Genomic DNA, 12,606 nt, shown 5'->3' with positions numbered 1-12,606 from the left:
TTTAAAGACCTGTTAGGTTGTTATACCTACCTAACAAGCACCAGACTATTTGTCAATCCCTTGAAATTTCAGCTTTAATGGATTATATTGGCGCTTTGATTTTGCCATATGGCTGTTTTGACGGCAGTTTGATACAGCCGAATTCGTATCTGATCAAAAATAGCCAAAATATTGAAGGACTACCATAATCCAAACGACGATCTGGCCATGACATCAAACAAAAATTTTTCTCAAATTCCAATCGCTATCATCGGTATGGGGGGCATGTTTGCGGGCTCCCATGATCTGAAAGCTTACTGGCACACGATTTTAAAAGGTGTGGATCGCATTGGTGATCCACCGGCATCCCACCGCCAGTTGAACGACTATTTTGATTGCGACCCCAAAAAGCCGGACCACATCTACTGCAACCGGGGTGGGTTTCTGCCTACCATCGCCTTTGATCCGACCGAATTTGGGATTCCGCCAACGGCATTGGAAGCTACGGATACGTCACAGCTATTGGGCCTGGTGGGTGCCAAAATGGCGCTGGCCGATGCGGGTTACGGCGACGGCCGCGATTTCGACCGGGAGCACACCTCGGTTATCATCGGGGTTACCGGCACTCAGGAACTGGTCATTTCACTGGGCTCCCGCCTGGGCCATCCCTTGTGGCGCCGCGCCATGGTCGACAACGGTCTTGGTGACGAACAAGTGAATGCTATCGTTAAAGACATCGGTGCGGAGTATGTACCTTGGCAGGAAAATTCATTCCCGGGCTTGCTTGGCAACGTGGTCGCCGGCCGGATCTGCAGCCGCTTAAACCTGGGGGGTACCAACTGTGTCGTGGACGCGGCCTGTGCCAGCAGTTTGAGCGCTCTCCATCTATCGCTTATGGAATTGGTCAGTGGAAAGAGCAACATGGTGATCACCGGCGGAGTGGATACGATCAACGATATTTTTATGCATATGTGCTTTTCCAAAACCGGTGTGCTGTCCCATAGCGGTGATGCCAGGCCCTTTTCCGCCAATGCCGATGGTACGGTTCTTGGGGAAGGCATCGGGCTGATGGTTCTCAAACGCCTTGACGATGCGAAGCGGGACAATGACCGGGTTTACGCTGTCATTCGAGCTATCGGTTCATCCAGTGATGGCAAATCCCAGAGCATTTACGCCCCCCGTGTGGAAGGCCAGGCACGCGCCCTGGTCGACGCCTATCGTCAGGCCGATATCACGCCTGATACAGTATCCCTTATAGAGGCCCATGGTACCGGAACCCGTGTCGGCGATGAGGTTGAATTCACCGCCCTGAAACGTGTGTTTGGTCAATATTGTAACCCTACAACTCCGTGTGCACTGGGATCGGTCAAGTCGATGATCGGCCACACCAAGGCCGCCGCCGGTGCCGCCGGTCTGATCAAGGCATCTCTGGCGCTGCACCATAAGGTCTTGCCCCCCACCATCAAGGCGGATCCACCCGATCCCAAACTAGATATCGAAGCCAGCCCCTTTTACCTCAACACCATTGCCCGGCCATGGTTGAATGAATCCGAGACGCCACGGCGCTGCGGGGTCAGTTCTTTCGGCTTTGGCGGCAGCAATTTTCACGTGGTACTCGAAGAATACCAAGCCACCAAATCCGACGTTGCCTGGGATGGATCGGTTGAAATTCTGGCCTTTTCAGGCCCCACAGCCTCGGCCGTGACCGACGCCGTTCAAAGGATGTTGGATTCATTGGATGATTCACCCGAACCATTGTCATTTAACCGTATTGCGCGGGACTTGCGGGCGAAATTTAAGTCCACACATGCTTTTCGGTTGGTTTTGGTGCTGCAAACCACGACGTCCAAAGACATCCTGAAAAAGCAACTCAAGGAGGCTGTTACCTGCGTGGGATCCGGTAAACCGGCAACACTGCCTGTTCAAGGCATCTATTTTGCCACCCCTGCCCAATCCATGGGTAAAGTGGCCTTCATGTTTCCGGGCCAAGGCAGCCAATACCTTTACATGGGACGGGATTTGGTGTGCATGTTTCCCGACGCCATGGCAGCCTGTGAAGCCGCCAATCGTACAGTGGAAGGCCAGCCCACTTTATGGCAACGGCTTTTCCCGCAACCGGCCGGCAGTAACGATCAGCAACAAAGACAAACCGAAGCACTGCGCCAGACCGATGTCGCTCAGCCGGCCATCGGCACGATCAGCCTGGCCATGTTGGCGGCACTGGACTATTTCGGTCTGCGACCGGATGCCACCTGTGGTCACAGCTATGGAGAACTGCCGGCCCTTTATGCCGCCGGATGGATCGATCGGGACACGCTCTTACAATTAAGCGCCACCCGAGGATCGTTGATGGCCCAGGCCGGTAAAGACACCGATGCCGGAACCATGTTGGCCGTCAAGGCGGGTACAGATGCATTGTCGGAACTTTTAGCGGATTATCCTCGGCTGGTATTGGCCAACATCAACAGCCCTGATCAGCGTGTGCTCTCCGGGCCGTCGGATGTCATTGAAGCGGTCAAGGCCGCATGCGATCAAAAAGGGCTTCGCAGCGTAGTGCTGCCGGTAGCCGCTGCATTCCACAGTCCCCTTGTCGAAAGTGCGGCCACGCCCTTTGCCAAGGCCGTGGCCGCCAGCCGTTTTACCCCCTCTTGCATACCGGTATACGCCAATTTTACCGCCGCCCCCTACCCGACCGAGCCCCAGGCGATTGTTGATGTCCTGAGCCATCAAATGATCTCGCCGGTTCAATTTCAACAAATGATTCAGCATCTTTACGATAGCGGGGTACGCACCTTCATCGAAGTCGGGCCCAAATCAGTGCTGTGCGGTCTGGTTCGATCCATTTTGAGTGACACGGATATGGTAACCATTGCCCTGGACCGATCTTCCGGTAAAACCGCCGGTATTCTGGACCTGGCCCACGCCATCGGCCAACTGGCCGCCCTTGGCGCAGATGTGGACCTTACCCGGTGGGAACAGAAATCACCGCATGAGCGTACACCTAAAATGGTTGTCCCCTTATGCGGAGCCAATTACCGGGCTCCCCGAGCACCCAAGCCGAAACCCGAACCCACTAAGATAGAGAAGGAAAAGACCATTGCGCCGACAACCGTGCAGGCGGCTGCCTCGCCATCTGCAACCATGGTGCCTCGGCCCCAAACGATGGAACCACCTAAACCGATGCAATCAATCACACCCCCATCCTCCCAGGTGCCGGTCACTGGTCAACAGATGAATTCAGCGCCACCAACGACCGACATGAACACGGCCTTATCGGTCGTTCAAAAAGGGTTGGAATCGATTCAGGCCCTGCAGCAGCAGACAGCCCAGGCTCACCAGAAATTTCTGGAAACCCAGTCCCAGGCCAGCCGTACCCTTCAGGAAATGATGAAGAGTACCCAGGTTCTCGTGGGATCGCTGACAGGCATGCCGGTCCCCCGGATGGCTGTGCCTTCGGCAACGCCACAACCGGTGGCCCCCCTACAAACGCCACCGCCCCCTGTGCAGAAGCCGGCGCCCATGCCTGATACGGCAGCCTCACCTCCCCCCGTGGCCCCTGCGCCTCCTGAACCAGTTGCCCCGGTCGCACCATCCATCGAACCAGCGGCACCGGCACCGTCTCAATCCACCGAGGCGTCCGCTTCCGTATCCGCGGCCCTGCTGGAAATCGTCTCCGAGCTGACCGGCTATCCAGTGGAAATGCTGGGGCTGGAAATGGACATCGAAGCCGACCTTGGCATTGATTCCATCAAGCGTGTTGAAATTCTCTCCGCCATGGAAGAGAAAATGCCCCACCTGCCCCAGGTTACCCCCGACATGGTCGGCACATTGAAAACCCTCGGACAGATCTGCAAATTCCTGGCCCAGGGGCAATCGGCGCCCGCACCAGCGGCAACACAGACCATGCCCCAGGCCGCGCCAACAGCCGCAGCAACGGCTGAATCCGGAGCGATCCAGGATGCCTTGTTAGCAATTGTGGCCGAGCTGACCGGCTATCCGGTGGAAATGCTGGGGCTGAAAATGGACATCGAAGCCGACCTTGGCATTGATTCCATCAAGCGTGTTGAAATTCTCTCCGCCATGGAAGAAAAAATGCCCCATCTGCCCCAGGTTACCCCCGACATGGTCGGCACCCTGAAAACCCTCGGACAGATCTGCAATTTTCTGGCCCAGGGGCAATCGACGTCTCTACCGGCGGCAACACAGGCCATACCCCAGGCCGCGCCAACAGGCGCGGCAACGGCTGAATCCGGAGCAATCCAGGATGCCTTGTTAGCAATTGTGGCCGAGCTGACCGGCTATCCAGTGGAAATGCTGGGGCTGGAAATGGACATCGAAGCCGACCTTGGCATCGATTCCATCAAGCGTGTTGAAATTCTCTCCGCCATGGAAGAGAAAATGCCCCATCTGCCCCAGGTTACCCCCGACATGGTCGGCACCCTGAAAACCCTCGGACAGATCTGTGAGTTTCTGGCCCAGGGGCAATCGCCCTCTCTACCTGCGGCAACACAGACCATACCCCAGGCAGCGCCAACAACAACAGCAACGGCTGAATCCGGAGTGATCCAGGATACGCTTTTGGGAATTGTGGCCGACCTGACCGGTTATCCGGTGGAAATGCTGGGGCTGGAAATGGACATCGAAGCCGACCTTGGCATTGATTCCATCAAGCGTGTTGAAATTCTCTCCGCCATGGAAGAGAAAATGCCCCATCTCCCGCAGGTTACCCCCGACATGGTCGGCACCCTGAAAACCCTCGGACAGATCTGTGAGTTTCTGGCCGGGAGCAATCAGCCCGCGCCATCTCCGGTCACGGAAGAGAAACCAACGCCAACGGACGCCGCCCCCCAGCCGGTATCGACAACGATACCGCGTCAAATCGTTGACGTCCGATCAATGCCGAAAGCACCGGGCCGGCCGCTGCACATTGAAAACGGACGCAAAATCCTTGTGATTGATGATGGCAGCGCATATGCGCCGGCCATGGTCAAACAGCTGCAGGCCAAAGGGATCGATGCGCAATCCATTGCCATGGATATCGTTGAGCAAACACAAGGATTCAAGGGTATCGCGGGGCTGATCCTTTGCCCCATGACACCACCTGAATCCGCCTTTCTGGCGGCCAAACACGCCGCCGATGAGTTAACGCAAACCTCTAAAACAGGTGATGCGCTGTTTGCCTGCCTCACCTGCCTTGATGGAGCGTTTGGATTTGCCGGCAATTCCCTTGAAAATCCCATGCAGGGCGCGCTTCCGGGACTGGTCAAAACCGCCGCCCTGGAATGGCAGGATGTGGTCTGCCGGGCTATTGACCTGGCCCCTGCCTTTGAGAACGCGGATGTAGCAGCAGCGCAGGCCGTTGACGAACTGCTGACCGTGGCGCCACATGACCCCGTCGAGATCGGTCTGGGACCTGACGATCGCACGATCCTCTGTCCGGTACCGGCAGAAGTGGCCGAAGGCCCCCTCCACTTAGGCCCAAAGGATGTTATCGTTATCACCGGTGGGGCACGCGGGGTCACCGCCGCCTGTGCCCTGGCCCTGGCCAGACAGGCTAACGGTGCGTCTCTGGCGCTGATTGGCCGCAGCGCCCGGCCTGAACCGATACCCGACTGGCTGCAGGCTGTCGACGGCGAAGGCGCCATGAAAAAACGGATCATCAAACACGCCTTTGGGGGCAACCCGCCCACACCAAAAGAACTGGAATCCGAATATCGCAGGCAAATAGCCAATATGGATATCAATCGGACCCTGGATATGCTCCAGAAGGCCGGGGTCAATGCCGCTTATTTCAGCGCCGATGTGACCGATGCAAAAAGTATCGCCTCGAGCCTTACCACTATCAGGAGTCAGATGGGGCCCATTACCGGCCTGATTCACGGTGCCGGCGTGCTTCACGACCGGTTGATCGCCGATAAATCCATTCATCAGTTTCGCCAGGTCTACGCCACCAAGGTTGATGGGCTGATAAACGTATTGAACGCCCTGGAATCAGACCCGCTTGGCCATCTGGTCTTGTTCTCCTCGGTCAGCGCAAGGACGGGGAACACGGGTCAGTGCGACTATGCCATGGCCAATGAAGTCCTCAACAAGCTGGCCCACATTGAATCCATGCGCCGGCCGGACTGCCGGGTGACCGCCATCAACTGGGGACCCTGGGATGGCGGCATGGTTACCCCGTCTCTCAAAAACGCCTTTGCCAAGATGGACATCAGCCTGATTCCACTGGATATCGGTGCAGCCATGCTGGTAGCCGAGATGGCCAATGCCGATCCAAGCCCCATCGAAGTCTTGATCGGTAGCATGCTGACCGACGAAGCCGCCAACATCGAGGCCTCATCCGAAGCATCCATGGCATTGTTGGAGCGTCGTGAATTGGATCTTCATCGTTATCCCGTGCTTGAATCGCATGTCATTGGCGGCAGGCCGGTGGTTCCCTTTGCCCTGATCAGCGAATGGATCGGTCACGGCGCACTCAAGGAAAACCCAGGCTATGCCCTGCACGGCCTGGATGATTTTCGTCTGCTCAGCGGCATCCGAGTCGATCAGTCTGGAAAACTGGTGCGGCTCATGGCCAGCAAACCCAAACGATCCGGTGACGTCTGGCAGGTTGACGTGGAGCTACGCAACGGCGTCAAAAACGGCAAAGATGTTATTCACTCCCGGGCCAAAGCCCTGTTGGTGGATCACTTTCCCGATGCGCCGCCGTTTACCGGCAACGGCAAAAACGGTAGTCGGCCCTACCCGCGGCAGGTAAGCGCCATCTATGGTGACATCCTGTTTCATGGTGATCGTCTACGGGCCATTGAAGCCATCAATGAGTATTCGGATCACGGCATGACCGCCAAACTGGTTGCCGCGCCAAAGCCCGAGGTATGGATGCAGGATCCCATCCAGGAACACTGGATGGCTGACCCCATGGTGCTTGACGGGGCCTTTCAGATGGCCATTGTCTGGTGTTTTGAACAAACCGGCAAGGTGTGCCTGCCCAGTTATGCGCGCACGTATCGCCAGTATCGGTCGACGTTTCCCAGTGACGGTGCCAAGGCGGTGATGACTGTAACCGCCCAGAGCCATCGCAAAATGGTGGCGGATTTCACCTTTCTTGATCACGATGATCAGGTGGTGGCCACGCTTTCCGGTTATGAGGCCATCATTGATGATTCACTGATGCATGCATTCAAAAACAATGGACTGCCAAGCCTATTCAAGGGGGATCAGCCATGATCAATCTGCCCATTAAAAATCGTCAGGATACTTACACCGTCAACCCGACCAAGTTGATCGCCCTGGGCCTTAACTACAGGGAACATATTGCGGAAAGCGTCTCGGTGAAAGTCAAGGGATTCACCGATGAAATTCCCAGCGAGCCGCTGCTTTTTCCCAAAACCACCAATGTGCTGATCGGCCCGGAAGAAAAAATTGTGATCCCACGGTTTATCAAGGACTACGGGTTTAAGAACCCGCGCACCGACTATGAGGCCGAACTGGCCCTGATCATCGCTGACCGCTGCAAGGACGTGGCCGAAAACGATGCCCTGAATCATGTTTTCGGGTACACCTGCATGAACGATGTCAGCCAGCGCAACATTCAAAATGGTGATCGTGCTGGGTGGTTTCGCGGAAAATCCTTCGATACGTTTGGCCCCATCGGCCCGCAAGTGGCGCTGGCCGAAGACCTTCCCGACCCGCAGAACCTGGCCATTTGCTGTCGATTGAACGGCAAAACGGTCCAGGAGGCCAACACCAGCCAGATGATTTTCACGATTCCCCAGATCATCGCCTTTGTCTCCAAGAATTTCACCCTGATGCCCGGTGACATCATCCTCACCGGCACACCGTCCGGTGTGGGGCCCCTTTCCCATGGGGACACCGTCGAAGTTGAAATCGAGAATATCGGTGTGTTGAAGAATACGGTCATCGACGAAACCCGCTGATTTGGTGAATCGGAGGGTTTCATTTTCGATCCTGCATAGTGTCTGTCCAGAAATAGGCGAATTGGGTCGAGATCAAGGTGTCCGAAGAATTGATCAAGGAAGAGAGAAATCTTGCAGGTCGTTATAATGAAGTTGTTCGGCGACGTCTTGTTTGCAAGGTGAGCTGTACCGCGATCCTGATTGATTTTACACGAGATCGGAAATTTTTTCCCCAACTGACAGACTCAAGCAACTATCACTTCACCCAACAAATCGGCAAAAGGATCAGATATGAACGGCATCCCGGCTTGCTTTGCCCTTCGGCTCGCCAATCAGACGGCAAGAACTTGGCGATTTTCAATGGGTCCTGTCTGTCAAATCCGGAATTGCTTGAACAGCTGGTTTATCGTTTGAATCTAAAATCCATGTCAATCGATGTTTACCGTGACGATCAGATCACAACAACGATTGATGGAAATCACTTTCTGTTTTGAGGAGGCTTCCGTGAATACCATCACGGCCATGAACTGTATCGATGAGTAAACAAGGAGGAGAATGAGAGGGATTCGTTTGGATCGAAACCTGGGAATTAAATATCAACTACAACTTCACTGGTTTGTTCAGGTTTTATTTCCACTTTTACCAGACGGTGATGCGCATCATTCATCCGCACCTGGTAAGCGCCTGAAGGAAGCGAAATCACCGCACCATCGACACACCCTTGGCCGATAATGCTTCCTGAATCATCCAATTCATCGTATTGCGCCTGCACGGATTGTTGCAGTGCATCAGACAGCTGATCGGCATTTTCGGCGCTGAAATAGCTGCCATTTATGGATAGGTCTTTGGAACCTTCAACATCTTTCTCGGCCCAGGCAGGAAGCGCCATGACAATGGTCAGCGTTAAGAGCAGGATTACATACCTTGCAATTTTAAACAATTTCAACCTCCTTCAATAGAAACAGAGTCTCATTCAGCCATCGCTGAATTAATCTGCCTGCCATATCGATCAGTCAAATGACTCTCGATAATAAAACATTGATGTGTTGAGCAGTATTGTTGAGAACGGGATAGAGAGAAGAAAAACAATAGGATTAGAATATAAAATTACATAATATGTACAGTACTAACAAACTATTACAAAACAAGATCTTTTTTAGAGATTCTCACACACTTCTCTTATTAATTATTTACGCATTGCATGCCACATATTTACGCACACGCTATAAATCATTTCTTGAAAAAATCAAGCCCACTTCAGAAATCAAAAAAAGGGCGGTCTCCCGCCCTTTCTTCTCACATCTCTTTATCGCAGCATAAAACTACAACTCAAGCGGCGTCACCGAGCTGACCATCTGTGCCGTGCGCAGTTCTCCGATCACTTCCGGTGGAACCGGTGTATCGGTTTGCAGGAAAATAATATTGCGATCACCGTCTTTTTCCTGTCCCACGTGCATGCGACCGATATTGATATCATGCTGGCCCAGGGTGGTACCGATGCCGCCGATGGCCCCGGGTCGGTCTTGATTGAAAATCAGTAGAATATGCCCTTCGGGAACCAGTTCAAGGCGGAAATTATTGATTTTTACGACCTTCATGTCGCTGCGGCCGATAATGGTGCCGGCGACCACGTTTTCACCGTTTTCAGTGGCAACACGCAGGGTGATCAAATGGGTATAGTCCTCGGCTTCAGCAGTGGTGGATTCGGTCACCGTGATGCCCATCTCCTTGGCAACGATGGGTGCATTGACAAAGTTGACCGCGTATTTGACCATGGGGGTCAGCAGGCCTTTTAAGATGGCCGTGGATACCGGGGCCATGTCCATGCCCTTGAAATCCCCTGTGTATTCAATCACAACAGACTTGACCGGGCCATCGGCCAACTGTGCCTGCAGGCATCCCATGCGATCGCCCACGGCCATGTAAGGCCCGATTTTCTGCAGCAATTCTCCGGCAACCGACGGCACATTGACCGCATTGATAACGGTCCCGTTGATCAGGTAGTCGATAATCTGCTCAGCCACGGCAACGGCCACATTGGTCTGCGCTTCACGGGTGGAGGCACCCAAGTGAGGCGTACAAATCATCCGATCCTGTTCAAAAAGACGGCATTCACCAGGCGGTTCCGTGGCAAAAACGTCCAGGGCCGCACCAGCGACTTTTCCCGATTGCATGGCTTCTGCCAGGTCGTCTTCATCAACGATCCCGCCGCGGGCACAGTTGATAATCATGACGCCGTCTTTCATTTTATCAAAGGCTGCCTTGTTCAAAAGGCCAGTGGTTTCCTTGAGCTTGGGTACATGCACGGTGACGTAATCAGCCCGACTGTAGAGTTCATCCAAGGTAACGCCCTCAAACCCCGCCTTTTGAATCTGCTCCGGCGTGACGAACGGATCGTAAATGACCACCTTCATGCGCAGGCCCTTGGCACGGTCGGCGACAATGGATCCGATCTTTCCGAAACCAATCACGCCCAACGTTTTGTTATACACTTCGCGGCCCTGGAGCTTTTTCTTGTCCCACCGGCCGTCTTTGAGTGAAAGGGTCCCCTGGGGAATATTGCGAGTCAGGGCCATCATCATGGCGATCGCATGTTCGGCGGTGGTGACCACATTGCCTGTCGGTGTATTCATGACCACAACGCCCCGCTGAGTCGCCGCGGGAATATCCACATTGTCCAGGCCGATACCGGCACGCCCCACGACCTTGAGCTTTTTACCGGCATCCAGGATTTCCTCGGTCACCTTGGTGGCGCTGCGGATCACCAACGCATCGTAGTCGCCGATTATTGCTTTCAGTTCCTCGGGGGAGAGCCCCGTATTCACATCTACGTCGATTCCATCGGTTTCGCGAAACAGCTGAACCCCCGCCTCACCAAGGGCGTCGCTGACCAGTACCTTAAACATCTTCCTTCCTCCTCTTTAGCTGATGTGACTTCAATGGGAGCATATGTTTCTTCAATTTTTGGTAGAAAGTCAAGGTTCAAGCGAATTAATGCGTATTTCATCAGTTTTATTTTTCTATTTTATTCGAAAGGTTAAACAACATTTTGAAGGAAAATAGAATAAAATGGCAAGAAAATTGATGATTTCTTCAACATGGCAACCATTTGGGATTGATTTCATTTAACCGGTAATCAAAAAACTCAATGATCGCTTTGGGCCTGGCCGCGGAAAAGGGTGAGGAGCCAGCCGAAAGCAACCAACAACGTACCGGCCAGCATGGCATGCTGAAACGCCTCCAAAAACACGAGACGCAGACTGGGCTCGTAAACATTGGCGTTGAGTCCGCCGCTCAGCATTGCATAGCTGCGGCTGAAAATCACGCCTGACAGGGCCACCCCGCAGACCATGCCGAAATTCCGCGCAGCGGCAATCGTGCCTGAGGCGATGCCCCGTTTGTTTGCGGGGACAGCGCTCATAGCTGAGGCGTTATAAGCCGGCAAAAACAGAGCAACCCCTATACCGGCCAAAGCCAGGCGCCAACAGACCGGGCACAGGTTTTGGGTGGGGTAAAGGGTGGTAAAGCAAAAAAGTGACGTCGCCAGCAGGCCCATTCCAGCAAAACACAGCACACTCGACCCGACGCGGTCGGAAAGCCAGCCGGACAGCGGGCTGATGAAAAAGAGAAAGGCAAACGGAATCATCATGATCGTCCCGGCGCGCTGCGCATCGAAACCTGCCGGACGCATCAGATAAAAAGGCATTAAAAACGTAATCGTGAACAAGCCGGCAAATAAGATGGTGGCGCAGACGACCGACACGATAAAAAACCGGTTTTTCAATATCTGAATGTCGGCGATGGGGTAATTTGTTCGGCGCTCCACGAAAACAAACAGCAGCAGTCCTACGGCACTGGTTGCCAAGAGGGCCAGCATACGTGGCGACCTGAGCGCCCATTGGTTCAGATGCAACAGGAAGGTCATCAGACTGAACAGGGTTACGGTCAAACAAGCCGCCCCCATCCAGTCGAACGGTTCATTGGATGCACCATTTGCGGCCGTTCCTTTCAAGATGCGCCATGCCGCCATCAATGCGATGGTGCCAATGGGGATATTAATTAAAAAAATCGTGCGCCAGTTGAAATGCTCGATAATCACGCCGCCAAGGGCCGGCCCGGCGGTAAGCCCCGTGGCCACAACGGTTCCCACCAGCCCCAGGGCTTTGCCGCGCTCTTTTAAGGGGAAGGCATCTACAACCAGCGCCGGGCTGCAGGCCATGAGCATGGCTGAGCCAATGGCCTGAAATGCGCGCGATGCGATCAGCATCTCGGCAACGCGGGCACTGCCGCACAGCAATGATCCCAATGTAAACCAAAAGAAACCATTGCAATACACCCATCGCCGTCCCTTAATGTCTGACAGCCGTCCAAAGGCAAGCAGGGTCGATGAAATGGTTAACAGATAAATGACAACAATCCATTGGATCAACTCAAAGGAAGCACCTAAATCGTCCATTATTTCTGGCAGGGCAATATTGACGATACTGGAATCCAGGGTGGACATGAAAATGGCAATGGCCACCAGCGCAAAAACACTCCATTTTTGATTTTTACCGGTTGTCGCTATCTTTTTTTCACTACAGGTGAATGCGCTCATCCCATGGGCCGTTTCCCTCAACCAAAAGCATCTTATAGCATTCAAGATAATGTTTTTGGACTGCGTTATCGGTCGTCGCGGTATTGATTATACAGATCCTTCCTTAAGGCCTTG

General features: G+C 54.0%; 6 protein-coding genes. 3 read left to right on the top strand and 3 right to left on the bottom strand.

From position 1 onward, the window contains the following. The first annotated feature begins 207 nt into the window (after nt 1-207). The 3 genes from Dvar_RS20215 to Dvar_RS20205 all read left to right on the top strand — a co-directional run bounded on the left by Dvar_RS20215 (nt 208) and on the right by Dvar_RS20205 (nt 8,389). Nucleotides 208-7,206: an SDR family NAD(P)-dependent oxidoreductase gene (locus Dvar_RS20215; protein WP_419663771.1), complete on the top strand. Its 6,999-nt coding sequence runs from the start codon at nt 208-210 to the stop codon at nt 7,204-7,206. Next, entirely contained in the window at nt 7,203-7,916 is a 714-nt protein-coding gene (locus Dvar_RS20210) for a fumarylacetoacetate hydrolase family protein (RefSeq protein WP_419663770.1), read from the top strand. Before Dvar_RS20215 ends, Dvar_RS20210 begins: the two co-directional genes overlap by 4 nt. Before the next feature lie 77 nt (nt 7,917-7,993). After that, nucleotides 7,994-8,389 carry an RES family NAD+ phosphorylase gene (locus Dvar_RS20205; protein ID WP_419663769.1) on the top strand — a complete coding sequence of 132 codons (396 nt, stop codon included), beginning with the start codon at nt 7,994-7,996 and terminating at the stop codon, nt 8,387-8,389. Between the two features lie 95 nt (nt 8,390-8,484). Here the strand turns inward: Dvar_RS20205 and Dvar_RS20200 are convergent, their stop codons facing one another. From Dvar_RS20200 to Dvar_RS20190, 3 genes are all read right to left on the bottom strand, one after another. Beyond that, nucleotides 8,485-8,835 (bottom strand): hypothetical protein, encoded by a 351-nt coding sequence (locus tag Dvar_RS20200; RefSeq protein ID WP_419663768.1) that lies wholly within the window; start codon nt 8,833-8,835, stop codon nt 8,485-8,487. A gap of 382 nt (nt 8,836-9,217) precedes the next feature. Then, the gene (gene serA / locus Dvar_RS20195) at nt 9,218-10,801 is read right to left on the bottom strand and encodes a phosphoglycerate dehydrogenase (RefSeq protein WP_419663767.1); all 1,584 of its coding nucleotides are present in this window, start codon (nt 10,799-10,801) and stop codon (nt 9,218-9,220) included. 239 nt (nt 10,802-11,040) lie between these two features. Then, the gene (locus Dvar_RS20190) at nt 11,041-12,492 is read right to left on the bottom strand and encodes an MFS transporter (RefSeq protein ID WP_419663766.1); all 1,452 of its coding nucleotides are present in this window, start codon (nt 12,490-12,492) and stop codon (nt 11,041-11,043) included. Nucleotides 12,493-12,606: the final 114 nt, after the last annotated feature.

Origin of the sequence: Desulfosarcina variabilis str. Montpellier, from assembly GCF_048565275.1 — a bacterium.
In the GTDB taxonomy this organism is placed as follows: domain Bacteria; phylum Desulfobacterota; class Desulfobacteria; order Desulfobacterales; family Desulfosarcinaceae; genus Desulfosarcina; species Desulfosarcina variabilis.
Note: the sequence above shows the minus strand (reverse complement) of the source record. Positions and strands in the feature narration are given on the sequence as shown.